This window comes from Roseovarius sp. (genome assembly GCF_965277045.1).
GTDB lineage: Bacteria > Pseudomonadota > Alphaproteobacteria > Rhodobacterales > Rhodobacteraceae > Roseovarius.
In genome coordinates this window covers 4081049-4103388 of record NZ_OZ255712.1, presented here as the reverse complement: position 1 = coordinate 4103388, position 22340 = coordinate 4081049, and the positions used below count along the sequence as shown (strand labels likewise).

Genomic DNA, 22340 nt, shown 5'->3' with positions numbered 1-22340 from the left:
TGAAGGCTGGCCTGTATCGACCAAACTTTAATCATATAAGGCGAAGGTCGGCGGACCGGCCCCAGCCCAAGCAGAGGGAGCACACCGTGCCGTCATTCTCGAACACCCTTGAACAGGCAATCCACGCTGCACTGGCCCTGGCCAATGCCCGTCAACATGAATTCGCGACGCTGGAACATCTCCTGCTCGCCCTGATCGACGAGCCCGACGCGGCCCGCGTGATGAAGGCCTGCAGCGTCGAAACCGAGGATCTGCGCACCACGCTGGTGGAATTCATCGACGATGACCTGTCCAACCTCGTCACCGACATCGAAGGCTCCGAGGCGGTTCCCACCGCCGCCTTCCAGCGCGTGATCCAGCGCGCCGCCATCCACGTGCAGTCGTCGGGCCGCACCGAGGTGACGGGCGCCAACGTCCTCGTCGCCATCTTCGCCGAGCGCGAGTCGAACGCCGCCTATTTCCTGCAGGAACAGGACATGACCCGCTACGACGCGGTCAACTTCATCGCCCACGGCGTCGCCAAGGACCCGGCCTACGGCGAATCCCGCCCGGTGCAGGGCGTCGGCGAAGAAGAGTCCGAACAGACCAAGTCCTCCTCCGAAGGCGAACAGGTCGACAACGGCGAATCCGCCCTTGCGAAATACTGCGTTGACCTCAACGAGAAATCCCGCCAGGGCGATGTCGATCCCCTGATCGGCCGCGACAGCGAGGTCGAGCGCTGCATCCAGGTGCTCTGCCGCCGCCGCAAGAACAACCCGCTCCTGGTGGGCGATCCCGGCGTGGGCAAGACCGCCATCGCCGAGGGCCTCGCACACAAGATCGTCGGCGGCCAGACGCCCAAGGTCCTGTCGAAAACGACCATCTTCTCGCTCGACATGGGCGCGCTGCTGGCCGGCACGCGCTATCGCGGCGATTTCGAGGAACGGCTCAAGGCCGTCGTGACCGAGCTCGAGGAGCATCCCGACGCGGTGCTCTTCATCGACGAGATCCACACCGTCATCGGCGCCGGCGCCACCTCGGGCGGCGCGATGGATGCCTCCAACCTGCTGAAGCCCGCGCTTCAGGGCGGCAAGCTGCGCTGCATGGGCTCCACCACCTTCAAGGAGTTCCGCCAGCACTTCGAAAAGGACCGCGCCCTCAGCCGCCGGTTCCAGAAAATCGACGTGGCCGAACCCACCGTCGATGACGCGATCAAGATCCTCAAAGGCCTCAAGCCCTATTTCGAGGAGCACCACAGCGTGAAATACACGGCCGAGGCGATCAGGTCGGCGGTGGACCTGTCGGCGCGCTACATCAACGACCGCAAGCTGCCCGACAAGGCCATCGACGTGATCGACGAGGCCGGTGCCGCGCAGCATCTCGTGGCCGCCTCCAAGCGGCGCAAGTCCATCGGCGCCAAGGAGATCGAGAATGTCGTGGCCAAGATTGCCCGCATTCCTCCGAAAAACGTCTCCAAGGACGATGCCGAGGTGCTCAAGGATCTCGAAGGCTCGCTCAAGCGCGTCGTCTTCGGCCAGGACACCGCGATCGAGGCGCTGTCGGCGGCGATCAAACTCGCGCGCGCCGGTCTGCGCGAGCCCGAAAAGCCCATCGGCAACTACCTCTTCGCCGGCCCCACCGGCGTCGGCAAGACCGAGGTGGCGAAGCAACTGGCCGATACTCTGGGCGTCGAACTGCTGCGCTTCGATATGTCCGAGTACATGGAGAAGCACGCGGTCAGTCGCCTGATCGGCGCGCCTCCGGGCTATGTCGGCTTCGACCAGGGCGGCCTTCTGACCGACGGCGTCGACCAGCACCCGCATTGCGTCCTGCTGCTGGACGAGATCGAAAAGGCGCACCCGGACGTGTTCAACATCCTTCTGCAGGTGATGGACCACGGCAACCTGACCGACCATAACGGTCGCACGGTGAACTTCCGCAACGTGGTCCTGATCATGACCTCGAACGCCGGCGCCACCGAGCTTGCCAAGGCCGCCATCGGCTTCGGCCGCGACCGCCGCGAGGGCGAGGATACCGCCGCGATCGAACGCACCTTCACGCCGGAATTCCGCAACCGTCTGGATGCCGTCATCTCCTTCGGCCCGCTGCCGAAAGAGGTCATCCTGCAAGTGGTCGAAAAGTTCGTGCTGCAACTCGAGGCCCAACTGATGGACCGCAACGTGACCATCGAACTGACCAAGCCCGCCGCCGAATGGCTGGCCGACAAGGGCTACGACGACAAGATGGGCGCGCGTCCCCTGGGCCGCGTGATCCAGGAACACATCAAGAAGCCGCTGGCCGAGGAACTTCTTTTCGGCAAGCTCGCCAAGGGCGGCGTGGTCAAGGTGGGCGTCAAGGACGGCCAGATCGACCTGCGCATCGAGGGGCCGGACCATCCGCGCCTCTCGGGAAAAAAGCCGCCGCTGCTTACGGCAGAGTGACAAGGGCTCAGGCTTTGCGATAGGCTATGAAACGGGCGGCATCCCTTGCCGCCCGTTTTCGCGTCCGCCCCCAGCTTTAGAGGTTCCCCGTTGCCGTCCGCGCCCAGATCCGCCCTCACCGCCGCCCTGCTCCTGCTGGCCACCCCGGCGCTGTCCGAGCCGCCGACCCTCGCGCTGCCCATCGACTGCGCCCTGGGCCAGACCTGCTATATCGAGGACTACGTCGATCTCGATCCCGGCCCGGGACAGTTCGATTTCATGTGCGGCCTCAAGAGCCGCGATGACCACCGCGGCACCGACATTCACCTTCTGTCCTTCGAGGCGATGGATCAGGGCGTGAACGTGCTCGCCGCCGCCCCCGGCCGGGTCGCGGCCACCCGCGACGGGATGGAGGACATCGCATTCACCCCCGAAACCCGCGACAGCGTCGCGGGGCAGGAATGCGGCAACGGCGCGCGCATCGACCACGGTGATGGCTGGCAGACCCTCTACTGCCACCTGATGAAAGGCTCGATCGTCGTTCGGCAAGGCCAGCAAGTCGACGCCGGCACCCCCCTGGGCGAGGTCGGCCTCAGCGGCATGACCAATGCGCCGCATGTCCACCTGACTGTTCTGAAGGATGGCGAGGTCGTCGATCCTTTCCTGCCCGAGGCCGAACCCGGCACCTGCGGGGCCATCACCGGCCCCGGCCTGTGGGAAACCGCCCTGCCATATCACCGCGCGGGCCTCTTCACTGCCGCCTTTTCAACAGCCGTGCCCGCGTTCGACGCCGTTCAATCCGGCGATGCCCGCGTGACCGAGACCACCCCCGACACGCCGCTGGTGCTTTACGGCTACGTCTTCTATGCCCAGCCCGGCGACACCATGCGCATCACCGCCTCCGGCCCCGAGGGCGAGATCTTCTCCCAGTCCGAAACCCTCGAGGCCCCGCAGGCCCAGTTCTTCCGCGCCTATGGCCGCCGCGCGCCCGAGGGCGGCTGGCCCCCCGGCACCTATCGCGGCTACGTCACGCTGGAACGCGCGGGCCAGGTGCTGGCCAACCGCCACGCCGACGTTATCGTTCTGGCCGAGTGAGACGGGTCGCCCACGGCACCCCGATCAGCAGCAGCGCCATCACCGCCACGAATGCCCCGCGGGCCGTCCAAATGGCGGCCGCGCCCTGCATCGCGCCTGCCACGCCCAGCACCACGACGCAGACCGCCACCGCCGGCACCAGCCAGCGCATCCCGCGCCTTTGCCAGAACGCCCGCGGTGCCCCCCGATCCAGCCAGGGCACGAACAGCCAGACCGTGCAAAAGGCGAACATCGCCACCAGGCCCATCAGCTTGCCGGGCATCGCCACCAACACCGCGTAGAACGGCAACAGGTACCACTCGGGCAATATATGCGCCGGAACGGCCAGCGGGTTGGCAGCCACCGCACCGCCCGCCCGTGTGCCACTCGTCGCCACGCCGCTTGCGGCCTCCGCCGGCACAAGCGCCCGGATCGGCGCATAACTCGCCCACATCGCCCAGACCAGCACCGCGGCCAGCACCAGGGCCGAGCCCAGCCCGATCCACGAATACCGCCCCCGGTATGGCATCGGCGGCGCACCCCGCGCCATCTGCCACAGGGTCCCGCCCAAGATCGCCATGACCGCCACCGGCATAACCAGCGCAATGTGGTTCAGCGTCACCGGCACCCCCTGCGCCGCCATGAGGTAAGACACCTGCCCCCAGGGCAGCATGTAGCCCATGAATCCGAACAACGCGCTCAGCACAGCCAGCGCCGCCAGTGCGACCCAGACCCACCGGAACGGCCTGCCATAGACCCCGAACACGAAACCCACGCCGATCATGATCCACGGGATCGCCTGCGCCGCGCCGATCACCCGCTGCTGATGCGCGGTCACGATCTCGGCCGGCGCGCCTGCCAAGACCAACGCCACACCCGCCGCGATCTGCACCGCAAGGATCACGGCCAGCAGGTTCACCCACAGCCACCATGCCCGCCGGGCATCCAGTACCGTCACGCTTATTTCTCCGTCAGCTTCAGCTCGATCCGCCGGTTCTGCGCCCGCGCTTCGGGCGTGTCGGCGGGGTTGATCGGCTGGTACTGCCCGAACCCGTTGGCCGACAGCCGGTCTGGCGGCAGGCCCAGGAAATTCACCATGTAGCGCACCACCGACAGCGCCCGCGCCTGGCTGAGATCCCAGTTATCCTCGAACTGCGCGCCCGCGCGCACCGGGACGTCGTCGGTATGCCCGTCCACCTGGATCACCCAGTCGATATCCTCGGGGATGTTCTCGGCAACGCCGCGCAGGATGTCGGCCACCTTCGCCAGCTCGCCCTCGCCCGCATCCGACAGCTCCGCCTCGCCTTGCGCGAACAGCACCTCGGACGAAAACACGAACCGGTCGCCGACGATCCGCACGCCCTCCTGCTCTTCCAGCAACTGCCGCAACCGGCCAAAGAATTCCGACCGGAACTTCTCCAGGTCCGCGCGCTCCGCCTCCAGCCGCTTGCGTTCGGCCTCTTCCAGTTCGCGCCGACGCCGTTCCTCGGCCGCCACCCGCGCCAGCGCGGTGTTCAGCTCGTTGCCCAGAGATTGCAACTGCACATCCGCCGCCGCCTCGCGGGCCTTGGCATCGTCCAGCAGCGCCTGCAACTGCCCCAGCTGGTCACGCAACGCCCGCACCTGCTGGTTCAACAGCGCCTCTTCCTCCTGCGCCTCGTCGGCCAGCGCACGCTGCCGGTCCAGTTCCGCCTGCGCCTGCCCCAGCATCGCCGCGCGCTGCTCGGATTCCGCCAGCCGCGCCTCGGCCTCTTCCTCGGCGGCCAGCTTGGCGGCCAGCGCCGCGGCCAGCTGCGCCCGCACATCCTCGGCCGACAGCGCCTCGGCATTGGCCGCCTCGTTGGCCGCAATCAGCGACGCGATCCGCTTGTTCCGCGCCTCCAGGTCCGCTTCCAACGCCGTCACCTGACGCTGCAAGTCCGCGATCAGGTCGGCGTTTTCCACAGCGTCATTCTCTGCGGCGGTCTTCGCCGCCAGCGCCTCGGCCAGCCGGGCCTCCAGGCTCGCCGCCGTCTGCGCCGCCTCGCCACTGTCCTCGCGCAACGCGGCCAGCTCCGCCTCGGCCTCGCTCAACCGAACCTGCAATTCCTCGGCCCGCACCGTCTCGGCGTCCACGTCGGCCAGCGCCTGCGCCAGTTCCGCCTGCAGCGCCGTCAACTCCGAGCGGCGCACCTCCTGCCCGCTCTCGGCCTCCTCCAGCGCCATCAGCGCTTCGGCCAGCCGCACGTCCAGATCCTCCCGCGCGTCCCGCGCCGCCGCCAGCATGGCCAGCGTTTCCTCAGCTTTCCGCCTCTGTTCCTCCAGCGCCAGCGTCATCGCGGTCAGTTCCGCGTCAGCATTCTCCAGCCGGTTCCGCAGCGCCTCTGCCGCCGCCGCCTCGGCCAGCCGCGCCTTTTCCTCGTCCGACAACTGCGCCTGCAAATCCTCGACCTGCGCGGTCAGCTGCGCCTGCGCCGCGTCGTCCGCCTCGGCCTCGCTGCGCAATTCCGCGATCATCGCCTCCAGAGCATCGGCCTGCGCGGCGGCCAGCCGCGCGGCCTCTTCCTGCGCGTCGATCTCGTCGCGCAGACCCGCCAGCGCCAGCTGCAACTGCTCCTGCTCGCTCAGCAGCTCTTCGCGCTGGCCTTCCAGATCGGCAATCGTGCCAAGGTTCTCCTCGCGCTGCGCCAACAGCCCCGCCACCTGTTCCTCGAAACTGGCGATCCGGGCCTCTGCCTCGGCGATCTGCGATTCCTGTGCGGCGATCAGCGCCGCCTGCTGCTCCTGCCGCGCGCGCGCGTCGCCCAGCGTCGCGGTCAGCGCCCCCACCCGCTCGGTCAGCGTGGCGTTGCGGTCCTGTTCCAGCCCCAGCGCCCGGCTCAGCGCCGCCACCTCGTTCGACAACTCGTCCAGCTTGCTTTCCTGCCCGCTGATCGTCTCGCGCAGCACGAACTGCACCACCATGAAAATGGTCAGCACGAACATCAGAACCAGCAGAAGCCCCGTCATCGCATCCACGAAACCGGGCCAGATCGAGGCCTGGAACCGTGCGCCGGTGCGCCGTGACAGGGCCATCGCCTAGCTCCCCTGCTCCCGCTCGGTCCGGCGCAAGGCACGCGGCGCGGCCTCGGCCCGCCCATGGCTCGACGCCAGCTGGCCGATGGCCCGCGACAGCGCGTTCAGATCGGTGCGCAGCTCGCTCATGCTTTCCTGCCGCCCGGCGCTGATTTCCTCGAGGATGCGCAGCATCTGCACGTCGATCGACCGCAGCCGCATCCGGCTTTCCGCGTCGATCCCGCCGCTCTCGCCCTCGTGGCGCGCCATCTGCCGGATCAGTTCTTCCTGCCCGTCCGCCACCCGCGTCAGCGCATCGTGCAAGGGTGCCGTGTCGGTCAGCCGCTCGGTCAGCTTCTCCATCGAATCCGCCAGAAGGCCCAGCTTTTCGTCCACCATGGCGCGGCTCACGTCGGATTGCGTCAGCATCAGCTGGAGGCTCTCCATCTGCTCGCCCATGTGGTCGACGACGCTGGCCATCACGCCCGCCTCGCTGCCGCCCTCGCCATCGCCCGAGGCCAGACCGACGCGCGTGATCGTCGACATCCACTCTTCCAGCTCACGATAGAACCGGTTCTGCGCCTGCCCGGCAAACAGCTCCAGCAACCCCACCACCAGCGACCCGGCCAGACCCAGAAGCGAGCTGGCAAAGGCCACACCCATGCCGCCCAGCTGCGATTCCAGCCCGGTCATCAGGCGGTTGAACACGTCGACGCCTTCCTCGCCGTCCTGCGGCGCCAGGCTGCGGATCGTATCCACCACCGCCGGCACCGTCGTGGCCAGGCCATAGAACGTGCCCAGCAGGCCGAGGAAGATCAGCATACTGGTGATATAGCGCGTGATTTCCCGCGCCTCGTCGATCCGCTGCGCCACCGAGTCGAGGATCGACCGCGCTGAGCCCGAGGCGATCTTCATCCGCTTGCCGCGCTGTTTCAGAAGGGTCGCCAACGGCGCCAGCAGCAGCGGCGCCTTGATATCCTGTGGGGTTTCGCGTTCGTGGACAAACCCCTCGATCCAGCGCACCGAGCCGATCAGCTGGTACATCTGCCAGAAACAGGCCACCACGCCGATCACGAAGACGAACAGGATGAACCCGTTCAGGTACGGGTTCGCCTGGAACACCGGCAACACCCGCGGCAGCGCAAAGAACGCGCCAAGCCCCGTCAGGGCCAGCACGATCAGCATCAGCGTGATCTGCCTTACGGGGTGTGAAAAGTTCGGCTCGACCTCACGGTCCGGCTGGTCCATCTGGACGGCTCCCGGCACGGTTATTGTTTGGCCACACCCTACGCGTTAACCACTGTGAAGCCAAGGTTTTAAAGCGTTTTCCGCGGCTTCGCCCGAGGCTCTGCTCAAACCCCGATCCCCTTCACCCGCCGCACCAGCCAGTCCAGCTCCGGGTCGTGGATGCCCAGCTCCTCCAGGTGCGCCACGGTCTGGAAAAGATACTCGTGGTTCGGCCCCCGCCCGCCATGGGCGCGCGCAATGATCCGCGCCTGTTCCTCCAGGTCCAGCCCGCCGCAATACTGCACGTGATCGGCGTCGATCACATAGGTCAGCGCCCGCACCTGCCGCCCGTCGCGCAGCATGATGTCCAGTTCCTTCTCGAGGTAGGCCGCCGACACCAGTTCGCGCTCGCGCAGATAGGCCAGCACCTTGTCCTCCTCGTCCTCGTGCACCGCCAGCGCCACCCCCCGGCACAGCGCATCGGGGCTTTCGTCCAGCGCCAGCACAAGGCCCGGGTTCTCCTCGGTCCCGCGATGGTGGATCGACCGCATGCAGAAACTGCGATGATAGCCCGGCAAGGCGGCCAGCACACGCTGCACCGGCGTGAACCCGGGGTTCCACACAAGCGACCCATAGCCGAAAACCCACATCGTCATTTTTCCGCTCCTTGCGCTTTCCCCTGCCCCCTAATCACTTTAGATACCACTCGGCAAGGGCTCGGAAGAAGGCTGGTAGGCAGATGCGCGGCATGTTGATCCTCATCGTGGTGGCGGCCCTGGCGTGGTCCGTCTACTGGGCCGTGGGCTCCACCGGCGCCACCAGGGCGTTCGAGGCCTGGTTCGACGGTCGCCGCGCCGATGGCTGGGTGGCCGAGTATTCCGACCTCACGACCCGAGGCTTTCCCAACCGCTTCGACAGCACCTTCACCGATGTCAGCCTCGCCGATCCCGACACCGGGCTGGCGTGGGAGGCGCCGTTCTTCCAGGTCTTCGCGCTCAGCTACAAGCCCAACCACATCATCGCCGTCTGGCCCGATCATCAACTGGTCGCGACACCCGAGGTCAAGTACGACGTCACCAGCACCGACATGCGCGCCAGCCTCGTCACCCGCCCCGCGCCGGGCCTGCCGCTCGAACGGCTGACCCTGACGGCCGAAGGGCTCGCGGTGCAGCCCGACACCACCGTCCAGCCGACCACCGCCGACAGCCTGACCCTCGCCGCCGAGCGCACGACGGCGTCCGACAGCAGCTACCGCTTCGGCCTCACCGCCGACGGCTTTTCCCCCGCGCTCGACTGGCGGGTCAAGGTCGATCCCGGCGACACCCTGCCCGACTCGCTCGAAGCGCTGTCGCTGGACATGACCGTGGATTTCGACAAGCCCTGGGACCTCTCGGCGATCGAGGACGCCCGCCCCCAGCCCACCCGCATCGACCTCAAACTGGCCGAGGCCCGCTGGGGCCGGTTGGAACTGCAGGCCGCGGGCGAGGTGACGGTCGACGCCGCCGGCATCCCCACCGGCGAGATCACCGTCAAGGCCCGCAACTGGCGCGACATCCTGCGCCTCGCCACGGAGAGCGGCGCGCTGCCACAGGCCTTCGCCGGCACGCTCGAGGATGGCCTCGCGCTGGTGTCGCAGATGGCCGGCAACCCCAAGACGCTCGACATTCCGCTGGGCCTGCGCGACGGCCGCGTGTTCCTGGGCCCGGTGCCCCTCGGCCCCGCGCCAGTGCTGCGCCTCCGCTAGCGTTTCCGGGAAACACGCCGGAGGCCAAAAGATTTCGAAATCTTTTGCCAAATCTTTTCCTCGAAAAGATTTGCCCAGCCCTACCGGCAGTACGACCCGTTCCGGTGCTCCGCCGTGTCGAAATGGAAGTGATCGCGGTGATACCCGTCCGATCCCGGCCCCAGAACCGTGCCGAACGGCCCGCAGGCCGACCCGTGCAACTGCCGCAGGATCTTGCCGCGCTTGCCCGTGCCCCAGTCGTTCAGCACCGAGATATCCGTGCCGTCGCGCAACAGGAACGCCGAGATGTCGATCGCGTTGCCCTTGGAATGCTCCGACAGCCGCGCGCCGCGCTTGTGATTGCGCGTCCGGCAGACGTAATGCGCGGCGACCTTCAGGCTTCTGACGCCGCCGCCGGTCTTGCCCACGATCGGCTTCATGTCGTTCTTCACCCAGGCATTCAGCGTCCGCGCCGTGCGGCAGTTCATCGTCGCGGGCTGGCTCAGCAGAACCCCGCCGACCGCATCCACCTCGACCGCGTTGGCGATCCCGCAGGCGCCGTTGCCTGGCACGTCTCCGACCACCACGCCCTGGATCGACGGATCGCCGCAGACGGCCCCCCGCGTGACCAGTTCGGGGTCATCCCTGTCGCCACCGCCAAACGAACAACTCGCCAGAAAGACTGGAAAAATCCACGCCAGACGCATCCTGCTCACCCTTTTTTCACGCGCCCGAAATCCGGCGCATCCGTATCTTGCCCGGCTTCGATGATACCACGCCGGATGCTCCGCGTCCGCGTGAAATAATCATGCAGCAGATCACCGTCCCCGGTGCGGATCGCCCGCTGCAACGCAAAGAGTTCCTCGGTGAAGCGCCCCAGCACCTCCAGCGTCGCCTCCCTGTTGGTCAGGAACACGTCGCGCCACATGGTGGGGTCGCTGGCGGCGATGCGGGTAAAGTCGCGGAACCCCGCGGCGGAATACTTGATGACCTCGCTGTCGGTCACCCGCCGCAGGTCGTCGGCCACCCCCACCATCGTATAGGCAATCAGGTGCGGCGTATGGCTGGTGACGGCACAGACAAGGTCGTGGTGATCGGCATCCATCTCGTCCGTCTTCGCGCCCATGGCCTGCCACAGCTGCTCCAGCCGGTCCACGGCACCCCGGTCGCTGCCCTCCACCGGCACGATCAGGCAATACTTGTTCTCGAACAGCTCTGCAAAGCCCGAGCGCGGTCCGGAATGCTCGGTGCCCGCCATCGGGTGCGCCGGCACGAAATGCACGCCGTCCGGCAGGTGCGGGCCGACCGCCTCGATCACGGCCTTCTTGACCGAACCGACATCGCTGACCGTCGCCCCCGGCTTCAGCGCCGGCGCGATCTCTTCGGCCACCGCGCCCATCACGCCCACCGGCACGCACAACACCACCAGGTCCGCGCCCTCCACGGCCTCCGCCGCGCTGTCGCACACCCGGTCGCACAACCCGATCTCGCGCGCCACGTCGCGGGTCTCCTGCGACCGCGCGTAGCCCGTGACCTCGCCCGCCAGACCGGCGCGCTTCATCGCCCAGAACATCGACGACGCGATCAGCCCCAGCCCGATCAGCGCGACGCGGTCGTAGATCACGCTCATTCCGCGTCTCCCATGAACTGGCCCACCGCATGGGCCACCCGGCGGCAGCTGGATTCGTCGCCCACCGTGATCCGCAGGCAGTTGGGCAGGTTGTAGCCTGCCACCCGCCGCACGATCAGCCCCTCGGATTTCAGGTATTCGTCGCAGGCCTCGGCCTGCGCCTGGTCGGCGAAGCGCGCCAGGATGAAATTGGCAAGCGACGTGTCCGACGGCACGCCATGCCCCGCCAGCGCCTCGGCCAGCCAGGCCCGCATCCGCGTGTTGTCGGCCCGGCACTTGTCGACCCAGGCCTGGTCGCGCACCGCGGCCTCGGCGGTCGCCAGCGCCGCCTCGCTCAGGTTGAAGGGGCCCCGAACCCGGTTCAGCACGTCGATCACATGCGCCGGTCCATACCCCCAGCCCACGCGCAGCCCGCCCAGCCCGTAAAGCTTGGAAAAGGTCCGCGTCATCACCACGTTCTCGCGCGCATCCACAAGGCCCGCGCCACCGTCGAACCCCTCGACATACTCGGCATAGGCCCCGTCCAGAACCAGCAACACATGATCGGGCAGCCGCTCGGCCAGCCGCGCGATCTCGCCGTCCCCCACCATTGTCCCGGTGGGGTTGTTGGGGTTGGCGATGAAGACAAGCCTGGTGCGATCGGTCACCGCCGACAGGATCGCATCCACATCCGTCACCCGCTCGCGCTCGGGCACCTCGACGGGCGTCGCCCCGTTGGACAGCGCCGCGATCTTGTAGATGGCGAAACCGTGCTCGGTGTGAATGACCTCGTCGCCCGGCCCGGCATAGCACTGGCACAGAAGCGACAGGATCTCGTCGCTGCCCACGCCACAGACGATCCGGTCCGCATCCAGCCGGTGCACATCGGCAATCGCCGCGCGCAGGCTGGCATGGTCGGTCGACGGGTAGCGGTGCAGATCGTAGGCCGCCTTGCGAAACGCGTCCTTCGCCGCCTCGCTTGGCCCGAACGGGTTCTCGTTCGAGCTCAGCTTGACCACGTTGCTCACCCCCTCCACGTGGCTCGACCCGCCCACATAGGGGGCGATGTCCAGTATTCCGGGCTGGGGCATTATCGTGGTCATGTGATGTCTTTCCTCACGGGGCAGCGCCACACCGCCCGGAGGCCGCAGCGGCCCCGAACAGGTGGTCAGTTCCGCATTACCGAGACGCGCGCGCCCTGACCAGCCCCACCAAGGTCAATTCGCACGAGATGCGGCGAGAAGACCACGGCGCGGGCATCAAAAAACCAGCGTAGACGTCAGCGTTCCAGCCCCCAGCGCGGAACCAAGGGCGAAGCCCGCCGCGCAATCGCGCCGAAGGCGCGTCACTTGGAATGCGCGCCTCTGGCGCGACGGGCCGCCTCCACGGCACGTCGATACGTCAACGTCAGCGCTTCGCTCCAAAGTCTTTTGGGAACCCAGAGACAAAGCACACCCCCTCAAACCTCGGATCGACGCACCGCGGCCCGCCGATGGCGCGGCTCGGCGCCCGGCATCCCCCTCACGACGCCAGCACGTTCCGGAAAAGCCACGGATCGCTCTCGTCGATATCCTCGGGGAAATGCTCCCAGCGGTCCTGCAGCGGCGTCCAGTCGGTGTAATGCGCCTCCACCGGACCCAGGTAGGGCCGCTGCACCTCGAGGCACCTTGCGTGGTCCATCTCGTCGGTCTCCACGATCCCGGCTTGTGGGTTCTCCAGCGCCCAGACCATGCCCGCCAGCACCGCGCTCGTCACCTGAAGCCCGGTCGCGTTCTGGTACGGCGCAAGATCCTTGGTCTCCTCGTTTGACAGGCGCGAGCCATACCACATCGCGTTCTTCTCATGTCCATAGAGCAGCACGCCCAGCTCGTCGATGCCGGTCACGATCTCGTCCACGTCGAGGATCTCATGCGTGGTCTGCTGTCGCCCCGCTCCGAACATCTCGTGCAGCGACAGCACCGCATCGTCGCAGGGGTGATAGGCATAATGACACGTGGGCCGGAACTCAGGGTCCTCCGCCGCGCCCACCGTGTAGAAATCGGAAATCGAAATCGCCTCGTTATGGGTCACAAGAAACCCGAATTGCGGTCCCGGCGTCGGGCACCACGTATGCACGCGGGTAATCGCCCCGGGCCGTTCCAGCCAGATCCCCGCCCGACAGCCCGTCTCATGGCTGTGCCCGTTCTCGGGGAACCATGTCTCATGCGTGCCCCAGCCCAGCTCGGCCGGCTGGAACCCTTCGGCGATGAACCCTTCCACCGACCATGTATTCACAAAGGTCCCCCGTGGCCGCGGCAGCGCCCGCGCCTGCGTGTCCCGTTCGGCAATATGCACGCCCTTCACGCCCAGCCCCTGCATCAGCTTCGCCCAGCCCTCGCGGCCGGTCGGCGCGTCCGCGTCCTTGCCGGTGTCCTTCGCCAGTGTCAGCAGCGCCTCCTTCACGAACCAGCTGACCATGCCGGGGTTCGCGCCACAGCAGCTCACCGCCGTGGTCCCGCCCGGATTGGCCGCCTTCTCGTCGCGCACCGCTTGCCGCAGCGCATAGTTCGTCCGCGCCGCGTTGTCCTGCGTATCGAAATAGTAGCCCGCCCAAGGCTCCACCACCGTGTCGATGTAAAGCACGCCCTGCTCGCGGCAGAACTTCATCAGGTCAAGCGATGACGTATCCACGCTCAGGTTCACAACGAACCCCTTGCCCGGCTCGATCAGCCCACCCAGCAATTCGCGATAATTCTCCTGCGTCACCGCCTCGGCGACGAAGCGCAGCCCCAATTCGCGCAAAGCATCGTGATTGGCCGCGTTCGGCTCGATCACCACGAACTTGTCGGCGTCAAAGTCGAAATGCCGCGCGATCAGCGGCCACGTCCCCTTCGCGATCGACCCGAAGCCGATCATCACGATGGTCCCGTCGATGCGCCCGTACTTGGGATAGTCCTGTGCCATGCTCTGCGTCTCCTCCAACTTCATATGCAAAAGGCCGCGCTCAGCGGCGCGGCCTTTCGGATCAGGTATGGCAGACCTAAAACTTAGTTCTGCGCGTAGAATTCGATGACCAGGTTCGGTTCCATCATCACCGGGTACGGCACATCGCCCAAGGACGGCGTCCGCACGAAGGTCGCGGTCAACTTGGAATTGTCCACGTCGATATAGTCCGGCACGTCGCGCTCGGGCAGTTGCGTGGCTTCCAGGATGGCCGCCATCTGCTTCGAGCGGTCGCGCACCTCGATCACGTCGCCTTCCTTAACACGGTAGGACGGGATGTTCACCAGCTTGCCGTTCACGCGCACGTGACGGTGGTTCACGAACTGACGCGCGGCAAAGATGGTCGGCACGAACTTGGCGCGGTAGACAACCGCGTCCAGCCGGCGCTCCAGCAGGCCGATCAGCAGCTCGCCGGTGTCGCCTTTCAGACGCTCGGCTTCGCTGTAGATGCGGCGGAATTGCTTCTCGGTCAGGTCGCCGTAGTACCCTTTCAGCTTCTGCTTGGCGCGCAGCTGCAGGCCGAAGTCGGAAATCTTCGCCTTGCGGCGCTGGCCGTGCTGGCCGGGGCCGTATTCACGGCGGTTGACCGGGGATTTCGGACGCCCCCAGATGTTTTCGCCCATCCGGCGGTCGATCTTGTATTTGGCAGCCGTTCTCTTTGTCATCGACTGATCTCCTTCGTTTCAGGTTTCGAAGGGCGTTGTCCTCTCCCTGTCCTGGACTCGATCCGGGATCTCGGGCGACAGGCATCCCCTTGCGGGGGCCACCAACACCAATGAAGCCGCGCTTATATAAGGGTTCGTGGTGGAGTCAACACGTCGCTTCGCCCGACCCGCAAGTTTCCCGCAGCGCAGGCGTAGGGTGGGTGAAAACCCACGCGCCCTCGCCTGCTACTTCAGGCTCTGCGCATACTCTTCCAACTGCGTCGCCACCGTGCCCCAGCCATCGAAGAACCCCATCTCCTCGTGGGTTTTCTTCGCCGCGGGCGACCGGTGCCGCGCCGTCGCGGTATAGATCGTGCCCCCCGTCCCGTCGTCCTCCAGGTCCAGGATCGCCGTCATAAACGGGTCCGGCACCGGCGCCCAGCACTCGGTATAGGTATCGGTAAAGACCAGCCGCGTCAGGTCGACCACCTCAAGATACACCCCCTTGTTGTCCATCAGCTGGCCGTCCACGTTCATCACCGTGTTGAATCGCCCGCCGACCCGCAGGTCGATCTCGCAGCTCTCGATGCCGTGAGGCCTGGGCACGAAGAAATGCTTGATATGCTCCGGCGTGGTCCAGCACTCCCAGATCAGCGCCCGCGGCGCCTTCAGGGTGCGGGTAAAGCTCAGGTCGGTCTCGGGATTCAGGTTCATGCCTTTCGGTCCTTCATCAGGGTTGCAACGTAATCGTCCAGCCGGTCCAGCCGGCCCTCCCAGATCCGCCGCTGCTCGCTCAGCCAGTCGTCGACCGGGGCGAACGCGTCCGGGGCAAGGGCACAGGTCCGGGTCCGGCCCTGCTTTTCGGAGGTGACCAGCCCGGCCTCCTCCAGCTTTTTCAGGTGGCTCATGAAGGACGGCAGCGCCATGTCATGCGGCGCGGCCAGTTCGCTGACACTCGCCGGGCCGCGGGCCAGCCGCTCAAGGATCACCCTCCGCGTCGGATCGCCCAGCGCGGAGAAACACAGGTCCAGTTTCGAATCATACTTAGCCATACGGCTAAGTAATACAGCCGCCGACCTCACGTCAATAATACTTAGCCAAAAAGCTGACTTTCAGCCGAAATTCGCGTGTGGCGGTGAAAACCCACGCGGCCCCGTCAAAGCAGCACGATCGGCAGACCGCGGGATGGCGACCCAACGGGTCTTCGGCGCATTTTATGCTACCCAAATCCGAAAAACACTGTGTCGGGGCACTAACGTCACCCAACCGCCAGCCCGGGGGGCGGTCTGGCGATCGTGCGGCGGCCTTCGGCCTCTGCTCCGCACGTGCACACTTGGAAAAACCACCGTCCCGGACCTGATCCGGGACCCCAACCGCTTTCGTAGGGTGGGTGAAAACCCACGCGCCGACCACCTCGCAGGCCGCGCCCTACTCCTGCGCCTTCGCCGCGTCCGCCTCGGCCTCCGCTTCGACGTCCGGGTCCGTCAGCGTCGACCACGTGTCGTCGCGCGGCGGCGCGGGCGGCGTCTCGCAGGCCCGCTTGTGGATGTTCACCTTGGCGATGAAATGCGCCGAGATGGGCGCGGTGACGAACAGGAACGCCATGATCAGCGGCTCGTGATAGGACCTGTCGCCAATCAGGAACGAATGGATCATCGACGCCAGCAGGAACATCCCGATCCCCAGCGTGCCCACCTTCGTGGGGGCGTGCAGGCGCGTCATCGGGTCGTTGAACTTCAGCAGGCCGAACACGCCCACCGTGACGAATCCCGACCCCACCAGCAGGCAGAACGCGACGGCAAGATTTCCGATCTCCAACCAGCTCATTCGATGATATCCCCCCGCAGGATGAACCGCGCCAGCGCGACCGTGGACACGAAGCCCAGCATCGCGATCAGCAGCGTGACCTCGAAATAGACCTGCACACCCTGGTAGATGCCCACCATCACCACCAGCCCCAGCGCGTTGATCACCATCGTGTCCAACGCCAGGATGCGGTCGCCCGGCGTCGGCCCCAAAACCAGCCGCACCATCGACAGGATCTGCCCCAGCGCCAGCGCCACGAAGGAAATCACGATGGCAATGTCCATGATATCGGCAGGGTTGCTCATGCGAAAATCTCCTCCAGCCGGGCCTCGTAGCGGGTCTTGATCTCGTCGCGCACCGCGTCCGGGTCATCGGTGTGCAGCACATGCACCAGCAGGCTGTGCCCCTCGTCCGACAAATCCGACGACACCGTGCCGGGCGTCAAAGTGATCGTCCCCGCCAAAATGGTGATCGCCTCGGGCTTCACCAGGTCCAGCGGCACCACGATCCAAGCCGGTTTGAGCTTGTCGTTCGGCACCGTCAGCACGATCCACGCCACCTGCAGGTTGGCGATGATGATATCCCAGATCACGATCAGGCCATAGGTGAACATCCGGAACAGGTTGAACCCCTTGGGCGTGTCCGGCCACCAGATCGACGTCATCCACGGGATGATGATCCCCAGGATCAGCCCGAACACCGCCATCCCGGCAGAAAACCCGTTCTGCAACAGCACCCAGACCAGCGTCAGCAGCAAGGTCAGGAACGGATGCGGAAACAGCCAGTAGAACGCGCGTGTCATGTCAGTGCCCCCCGTTCTCTTGCTCGTCCGCGCCATGGCTCTCGTCGCTCTCGCCATAGGCCGCGTCATCGCCGTGGCTCTCGCCGCCGTGCTCATCGTCCCCATGGCCGTCATCGCCATACCCGCCCTTGGCCTTGTCCTCGGGCCGGCCCAGCTTGCCCGGCGTCTCCAGCACCGTCGACATATAGGTCTCGGGCGCGAACAGCTGCGCCGAGATGGCCCGCGTGTACCCGTGCACCTGCCCGGCAAACACCGTATGCGCGATCAACAGCGCGATCAGCCCGCCGACAGCGGTATAGCTCAGCGCCGACGGCGCCGCCACCACCGGCGCCCCCTCGGGCCGCGCGACGCTCCGCGCCTTCCAGAAGACGTTGCTGCCCGCCCGGGCAAAGCCCACGACGCTGATCAGGCTGGACATCAGAACCACCGCCCAGATCCACGGCATCTGCACACTGTCATAGGCCGCGTCCAGCACCAGAAGCTTGCCCAAAAACCCCGACAGCGGCGGCAGACCCGCCATGGCAATCGCGCCCACGAAAAACATCCCTGCGGTCAGCGCCGCCCCCGACACCGGCGGCTGCGCCGTCAGGCTCAGGTTGTCGCGCCCCGACCGCGCCAGATCGGTGATCAGGAACAGGATCGCGCCCGCCAGCGTCGAATGCACGATGTAATAGAGCGCCGCCGCGATCCCGTCCTCGGTAAAGAGCGCAATCGCCACCATCACCATGCCCATCGACCCGATGATCGAAAAGGCCACCAGCCGGTCCAGCTTCTTCGCCGCCAAGACCCCGATCATCCCGATCGCCAATGACACCAGTGCCGCCGGCATCAGCCATACCACATGCAGCCCCGCCGTCGCCTCCAGGTCGGGCGGAAAGATCATCGTGTAGACCCGGATGATGGCATAGGCCCCCACCTTGGTCATGATCGCAAACAGGGCCGCCACCGGCGCCGGCGCCTCGGCATAGCTCGACGGCAGCCAGAAATGCAGCGGCACCAGCGCCGCCTTGATCGCGAATACCAGCAGCAGCAGCACGGCGGCAACCCGGATGCCCACCGTCTCCTCCGCGCCGATCTGCGTCACACGCTCGGCCAGGTCCGCCATGTTCAGCGTACCCGCCTCGGCATAAATCGAGCCCAGCGCGAACAGGAACAGCGTCGAGCCGATCAGGTTATAAAGCACGTACTGCACCCCGGCCCGCAGCCGCTCATTGCCGCCCGCATGGATCATCAGGCCGTAGGAGGCAATCAGCAGCACCTCGAAGAACACGAACAGGTTGAAAAGGTCGCCCGTCAGGAACGCGCCCATGATCCCCATCAGCTGGAATTGGAACAGCGCGTGGAAATGCCACCCCCGCTCGTCCCATCTCGACCCGATGGCGTATAGCAGCACAAAGAGCGCCAGCACGGAAGTCAGCAACACCATCAGCGTCGACAGCCGGTCGCCCACCAGCACGATGCCAAAGGGCGCGGCCCAGTCGCTCAGCTGGTAAAGGATCACGTCACCGTCCGACACGCTCCACGCCAGGCTCGCCGAAATGGCGATCAGCGCCACGACTCCGGCCACGGAAAACGCCCGCTGGATTCCGAAATGAAACCGCGCCGCCAGCACGATGAACGGCGCCAGCAGCGCCGGCAGCACGACGGGCGCGATAATCCAATGGGTCATTGCTGGCCCTCCGCCTGCGCGTCGCCTTCATCTTCTTCCTCGGGCTGGTCGTCCACGTGGTCGTCATCCGCGCCCAGGAACGACCCCAGCGCGATCATCACCACCACAGCCGTCATCCCGAACGAGATCACGATGGCCGTCAGCACCAGCGCCTGCGGCAGCGGGTCGGTATAGGTCTCCACCCCGTCCACCAGAACCGGCGGCGCCCCCACGGTCAGCCGCCCCGACGCGAACAGGAACACGTTCACGGCGTAGGTCAGCAGCGATATCCCCAGGATCACCGGGAAGGTCCGCAGCCGCAGCACAAGGTAAAGCCCGCCCGCGGTCATGACGCCGATGGCCGATGCAACAAGAAACTCCATCAGACAGGCCCCCCGCTTGCGCCCACCGTTTTCGGCGGATCATCCCGTGACGGGTCGATATCCATCGGGTGCTCCGTATCCGGCGTATGCGCCCGCCGCGCCAGCCGCGAGAAGCTTTCCAGCGACAGCATCACCGCGCCCACGACCGCCAGGAACACGCCAAGGTCGAACAGCGCCGCGGTCGCCAGCTCGAACTTCTCGAACGGCGGAATGCGCACATAGGTGAAATCCGAGGTCAGGAACGGCTTGCCCACGAACCACGACCCGATGCCGGTCAGCCCGGCAATCAGCACGCCCGCGCCGATCACCCCGTGATAGGGATAGCGCAACCGCTGCGACGTCCAGGCGAAACCGCTGGCCATGTACTGCATCACCACGCCGATCGACACGACCAGACCGGCGATGAACCCGCCGCCCGGCTCGTTATGGCCACGCAGGAAGATATAGAACCCCACCATCAGAACCACCGGCATGATCACGCGGGTCAGCACCACCATCATCATCGGGTGCATGTCGCCCGCGCGCGGCTGGTCCGGCGTGCGGTTCAGCAGGCGCGCCCGCACCTTGCTGTTCAGCAGCGTCTCGGTCAGCGCATAGATCAATAGCGCGGCGATCCCCAGCACGATGATCTCGCCATAGGTGTCAAAGCCCCGGAAATCGACAAGGATCACGTTCACCACGTTGGTGCCGCCCCCCCCTTTGTACGAGTTGGCCAGGTGATACTCGGAAATCGGCGTCGCCACGGCGTCGCGCAGAAGATAGTGATAGGACAGCGCAAAGGTCGCCAGCCCGCCGACGATCCCCACACCAGCATCGCGCACCCGGCGCAGCAAACTGCTTTCCACCGGCGTCGTCTTGGGCAGGAAATTCAGCGCCAGCAGCAACAGGATGATCGTCACCACCTCGACGGTGAACTGTGTCATCGCAAGGTCCGGTGCGCTGAAGAAGATGAAGCCGACCGACACCATCAACCCCACGATCCCGATCAGGATCAGCGAGAAGAAGCGGTTGCGATGCAACAGAACCAGCGCCCCGGTCGCCGCCACCAGCATCAGCCACCCGGCGATGGTCACCGCACTCGGCGCCTGCATCTCGCGCGTCGCCTCTCCGACCGTGCCCGTCGCCCAGGCATAGTACCCCGCCACGATGATCGCCGCCGACCCCACGGCGGCATAGCGCGTGAACGATCCGTTGTGGATCGGATGGATCAGCGCCCGCGCGCCTGCCGCCGCCGTCTCGACGATCCACTCGAAAATCACCTTGGCCTCGGGGCGCGGCGCCGCGTCCCACAGTTTCAGCAGCGGCTTGAACAGCAGCAGCACGATCAGCCCGCCCACCACAGCGGCGATCGACATATACAGCGCCGGCACCAGCCCGTGCCAGATCTTGATGTATTTCACCTCCAGCGGTTCGACCCCGCCAATCACGGCCTTGGCCACAAGGAACACGAAATCCTGCACCAGGAAGGGGGCGACCCCGATCACCACCACCAGCACCACCAGGATCGCAGGCGGCAACCACATGCCCGCCGGCGGATCATGCGGCTTGGCCGGGTAATCGTCCCGCACCGGCCCCAGGAAGGTGTGCGAGATGAAGCGAAAGCAATAGGCGGCCGAAAAGAGCGAGCCGATGACCGCCAGCGCCGGCACGAACCACCACGTGTCGAACAGCACCGTGTGGTTGGCCTCCTCCAGCATCATTTCCTTGGACAAGAAGCCGTTCAGAAACGGAATCCCCGCCATAGACAACGCCGCCAGCGTGGCGATCACGAACGTCACCGGCATCAGCTTGCGCAACCCGCCAAGGCGGCGAATGTCGCGCGTATGCGCCTCGTGATCGATGATGCCTGCGGACATGAACAGCGCCGCCTTGAACGTCGCGTGGTTCAGGATGTGAAACACCGCCGCCATCGCGCCGAACGCCGTCCCCGTGCCCAAAAGCATAGTGATCAGCCCAAGGTGGCTGACCGTCGAGAACGCCAACAACGCCTTCAGGTCATGCTTGAACAGCGCAATCACCGCGCCCAGCACCATCGTGATCAGCCCCGCCGTGGTGACGATCACGAACCATTCCGGCGTGCCCGACAGCACCGGCCACATCCGCGCCATCAGGAAAATGCCCGCCTTCACCATCGTGGCCGAGTGCAGGTAGGCGCTGACCGGCGTGGGGGCCGCCATCGCGTGCGGCAACCAGAAATGGAACGGGAACTGCGCCGACTTGGTAAAGCACCCCAGCAGGATCAGGATCAGCGCCGGCACGTACATCGGATCGGCCTGGATCAGATCGCGGTTCTGCAGGATCACGCTCAGATCATAACTGCCCACGATCTGGCCCAGGATCAGCATCCCACCGATCATCGCCAGCCCACCCATGCCGGTCACCGCCAGCGCCATCCGCGCGCCCTGCCGACCCTCGGGCAGATGCTTCCAATACCCGATCAGCAGGAAGGACGACAGCGACGTCAGCTCCCAGAAGACCAGCAAAAGCAATATGTTATCGCTCAGCACGATCCCCACCATCGCGCCCTGGAACAGCAGAAGGTAGGTGAAGAACTCGCCCATATGGTCTTCGCGGCTCAGATACTGCCGCCCGTAGGCGATGATCAGCATCCCGATGCCCAGGATCAGGAAGGCAAAGAAGAATCCCAGCCCGTCCAGCATCAGCGTGAAGTTCAGCCCCAGCGCCGGCATCCAGTCGATCTGCGCCATCACCGTTCCACCGGCCAGAACCGTCGGAAGATTGGTCAAAAGCCCGATGAACGCGGCCAGCGAAACCGTGAACGTGACCCCTGCACAGGACGACCGCCCCGCCGAATTCATCAAGCCCGGCAGAAGGGCGCCGAAAAACGGAAGTGCTACGATAAAGAAGAGGGACACGCGAACTCCTTGGCGTAACAGTTTCGTAAATTCCGACCTAAACTGCATCCCAGCGACGAAAGCGCAAGGAAAAACGACCGAAATTGTCGGTTATAATCGTGCGTTATCGCACCATAAAATCAATTGCATGTGTC

The 22340-nt window shown here is 65.8% G+C and carries 20 protein-coding genes; 3 read left to right on the top strand and 17 right to left on the bottom strand.

Annotated elements, in window-relative coordinates; genetic code table 11:
* Nucleotides 1-86: 86 nt before the first annotated feature.
* Both clpA and ACQY4V_RS20475 read left to right on the top strand, forming a co-directional pair.
* Nucleotides 87-2420 (top strand): ATP-dependent Clp protease ATP-binding subunit ClpA, encoded by a 2334-nt coding sequence (gene clpA, locus ACQY4V_RS20480; protein ID WP_428514919.1) that lies wholly within the window; start codon nt 87-89, stop codon nt 2418-2420.
* 90 nt (nt 2421-2510) lie between these two features.
* Entirely contained in the window at nt 2511-3494 is a 984-nt protein-coding gene (locus ACQY4V_RS20475; protein ID WP_428514918.1) for a M23 family metallopeptidase, read from the top strand.
* On the opposite strand, the gene ACQY4V_RS20470 is transcribed toward ACQY4V_RS20475, so the two are convergent.
* The 4 genes from ACQY4V_RS20470 to ACQY4V_RS20455 form a co-directional block, all read right to left on the bottom strand.
* The gene (locus ACQY4V_RS20470; RefSeq protein ID WP_428514917.1) at nt 3475-4431 is read right to left on the bottom strand and encodes a hypothetical protein; all 957 of its coding nucleotides are present in this window, start codon (nt 4429-4431) and stop codon (nt 3475-3477) included. The genes ACQY4V_RS20475 and ACQY4V_RS20470 overlap by 20 nt on opposite strands.
* 2 nt (nt 4432-4433) lie before the next feature.
* Complete coding sequence (locus ACQY4V_RS20465) at nt 4434-6527, bottom strand: peptidoglycan -binding protein (RefSeq protein WP_428514916.1); 2094 nt, start codon at nt 6525-6527, stop codon at nt 4434-4436.
* Between the two features lie 3 nt (nt 6528-6530).
* Entirely contained in the window at nt 6531-7754 is a 1224-nt protein-coding gene (locus ACQY4V_RS20460) for a biopolymer transporter ExbB (RefSeq protein ID WP_428517319.1), read from the bottom strand.
* Nucleotides 7755-7858: 104 nt separating this feature from the next.
* A complete protein-coding gene (locus ACQY4V_RS20455) occupies nt 7859-8389 on the bottom strand; it encodes a gamma-glutamylcyclotransferase (protein WP_057791986.1) in 531 nt (176 codons plus the stop codon).
* A 92-nt stretch (nt 8390-8481) separates the two neighbouring features.
* Between ACQY4V_RS20455 and ACQY4V_RS20450 the strand changes: the two genes are divergently transcribed.
* A complete protein-coding gene (locus ACQY4V_RS20450) occupies nt 8482-9477 on the top strand; it encodes a DUF2125 domain-containing protein (protein WP_428514915.1) in 996 nt (331 codons plus the stop codon).
* A gap of 80 nt (nt 9478-9557) precedes the next feature.
* On the opposite strand, the gene ACQY4V_RS20445 is transcribed toward ACQY4V_RS20450, so the two are convergent.
* The 13 genes from ACQY4V_RS20445 to ACQY4V_RS20385 form a co-directional block, all read right to left on the bottom strand.
* Nucleotides 9558-10163, bottom strand: a complete 606-nt coding sequence (locus tag ACQY4V_RS20445; protein ID WP_428514914.1) for an extensin family protein — start codon at nt 10161-10163, stop codon at nt 9558-9560.
* A 5-nt stretch (nt 10164-10168) separates the two neighbouring features.
* Nucleotides 10169-11086: a prephenate/arogenate dehydrogenase family protein gene (locus ACQY4V_RS20440; protein ID WP_428514913.1), complete on the bottom strand. Its 918-nt coding sequence runs from the start codon at nt 11084-11086 to the stop codon at nt 10169-10171.
* Nucleotides 11083-12168: a histidinol-phosphate transaminase gene (hisC, locus tag ACQY4V_RS20435; RefSeq protein ID WP_428514912.1), complete on the bottom strand. Its 1086-nt coding sequence runs from the start codon at nt 12166-12168 to the stop codon at nt 11083-11085. The genes ACQY4V_RS20440 and hisC overlap by 4 nt, the downstream gene beginning before the upstream one ends.
* Before the next feature lie 418 nt (nt 12169-12586).
* Entirely contained in the window at nt 12587-14008 is a 1422-nt protein-coding gene (locus ACQY4V_RS20430; protein WP_428514911.1) for a homospermidine synthase, read from the bottom strand.
* 83 nt (nt 14009-14091) lie between these two features.
* Nucleotides 14092-14712 (bottom strand): 30S ribosomal protein S4, encoded by a 621-nt coding sequence (gene rpsD, locus ACQY4V_RS20425; RefSeq protein ID WP_222451186.1) that lies wholly within the window; start codon nt 14710-14712, stop codon nt 14092-14094.
* A gap of 225 nt (nt 14713-14937) precedes the next feature.
* Nucleotides 14938-15405 (bottom strand): SRPBCC family protein, encoded by a 468-nt coding sequence (locus tag ACQY4V_RS20420; protein ID WP_428514910.1) that lies wholly within the window; start codon nt 15403-15405, stop codon nt 14938-14940.
* Nucleotides 15402-15743: an ArsR/SmtB family transcription factor gene (locus ACQY4V_RS20415; RefSeq protein ID WP_428514909.1), complete on the bottom strand. Its 342-nt coding sequence runs from the start codon at nt 15741-15743 to the stop codon at nt 15402-15404. The genes ACQY4V_RS20420 and ACQY4V_RS20415 overlap by 4 nt, the downstream gene beginning before the upstream one ends.
* A 376-nt stretch (nt 15744-16119) precedes the next feature.
* Complete coding sequence (locus tag ACQY4V_RS20410; protein ID WP_428514908.1) at nt 16120-16518, bottom strand: cation:proton antiporter; 399 nt, start codon at nt 16516-16518, stop codon at nt 16120-16122.
* Entirely contained in the window at nt 16515-16781 is a 267-nt protein-coding gene (locus ACQY4V_RS20405; RefSeq protein ID WP_410000774.1) for a K+/H+ antiporter subunit F, read from the bottom strand. The genes ACQY4V_RS20410 and ACQY4V_RS20405 overlap by 4 nt, the downstream gene beginning before the upstream one ends.
* Nucleotides 16782-16798: 17 nt before the next feature.
* A complete protein-coding gene (locus ACQY4V_RS20400) occupies nt 16799-17299 on the bottom strand; it encodes a Na+/H+ antiporter subunit E (protein ID WP_222451189.1) in 501 nt (166 codons plus the stop codon).
* Nucleotide 17300: 1 nt separating this feature from the next.
* Complete coding sequence (locus tag ACQY4V_RS20395) at nt 17301-18968, bottom strand: monovalent cation/H+ antiporter subunit D (RefSeq protein ID WP_428514907.1); 1668 nt, start codon at nt 18966-18968, stop codon at nt 17301-17303.
* Complete coding sequence (locus ACQY4V_RS20390; protein ID WP_428514906.1) at nt 18965-19330, bottom strand: Na+/H+ antiporter subunit C; 366 nt, start codon at nt 19328-19330, stop codon at nt 18965-18967. Before ACQY4V_RS20390 ends, ACQY4V_RS20395 begins: the two co-directional genes overlap by 4 nt.
* Nucleotides 19330-22206, bottom strand: a complete 2877-nt coding sequence (locus ACQY4V_RS20385; RefSeq protein ID WP_428514904.1) for a monovalent cation/H+ antiporter subunit A — start codon at nt 22204-22206, stop codon at nt 19330-19332. The genes ACQY4V_RS20390 and ACQY4V_RS20385 overlap by 1 nt, the downstream gene beginning before the upstream one ends.
* Nucleotides 22207-22340 lie beyond the last annotated feature (134 nt).

Bases quoted from the DNA above. Each gene is read 5' to 3' on its own strand.
- ACQY4V_RS20465 (WP_428514916.1), bottom strand. From the start codon at position 6,527: ATGGCCCTGTCACGGCGCACCGGCGCACGGTTCCAGGCCTCGATCTGG.
- ACQY4V_RS20460 (WP_428517319.1), bottom strand. From the start codon at position 7,754: ATGGACCAGCCGGACCGTGAGGTCGAGCCGAACTTTTCACACCCCGTA.
- ACQY4V_RS20455 (WP_057791986.1), bottom strand. From the start codon at position 8,389: ATGACGATGTGGGTTTTCGGCTATGGGTCGCTTGTGTGGAACCCCGGG.
- ACQY4V_RS20450 (WP_428514915.1), top strand. From the start codon at position 8,482: ATGTTGATCCTCATCGTGGTGGCGGCCCTGGCGTGGTCCGTCTACTGG.
- ACQY4V_RS20445 (WP_428514914.1), bottom strand. From the start codon at position 10,163: ATGCGTCTGGCGTGGATTTTTCCAGTCTTTCTGGCGAGTTGTTCGTTT.
- ACQY4V_RS20440 (WP_428514913.1), bottom strand. From the start codon at position 11,086: ATGAGCGTGATCTACGACCGCGTCGCGCTGATCGGGCTGGGGCTGATC.
- hisC (WP_428514912.1), bottom strand. From the start codon at position 12,168: ATGACCACGATAATGCCCCAGCCCGGAATACTGGACATCGCCCCCTAT.
- ACQY4V_RS20430 (WP_428514911.1), bottom strand. From the start codon at position 14,008: ATGGCACAGGACTATCCCAAGTACGGGCGCATCGACGGGACCATCGTG.
- rpsD (WP_222451186.1), bottom strand. From the start codon at position 14,712: ATGACAAAGAGAACGGCTGCCAAATACAAGATCGACCGCCGGATGGGC.
- ACQY4V_RS20420 (WP_428514910.1), bottom strand. From the start codon at position 15,405: ATGAACCTGAATCCCGAGACCGACCTGAGCTTTACCCGCACCCTGAAG.
- ACQY4V_RS20415 (WP_428514909.1), bottom strand. From the start codon at position 15,743: ATGGCTAAGTATGATTCGAAACTGGACCTGTGTTTCTCCGCGCTGGGC.
- ACQY4V_RS20410 (WP_428514908.1), bottom strand. From the start codon at position 16,518: ATGAGCTGGTTGGAGATCGGAAATCTTGCCGTCGCGTTCTGCCTGCTG.
- ACQY4V_RS20405 (WP_410000774.1), bottom strand. From the start codon at position 16,781: ATGGACATTGCCATCGTGATTTCCTTCGTGGCGCTGGCGCTGGGGCAG.
- ACQY4V_RS20400 (WP_222451189.1), bottom strand. From the start codon at position 17,299: ATGACACGCGCGTTCTACTGGCTGTTTCCGCATCCGTTCCTGACCTTG.
- ACQY4V_RS20395 (WP_428514907.1), bottom strand. From the start codon at position 18,968: ATGACCCATTGGATTATCGCGCCCGTCGTGCTGCCGGCGCTGCTGGCG.
- ACQY4V_RS20390 (WP_428514906.1), bottom strand. From the start codon at position 19,330: ATGGAGTTTCTTGTTGCATCGGCCATCGGCGTCATGACCGCGGGCGGG.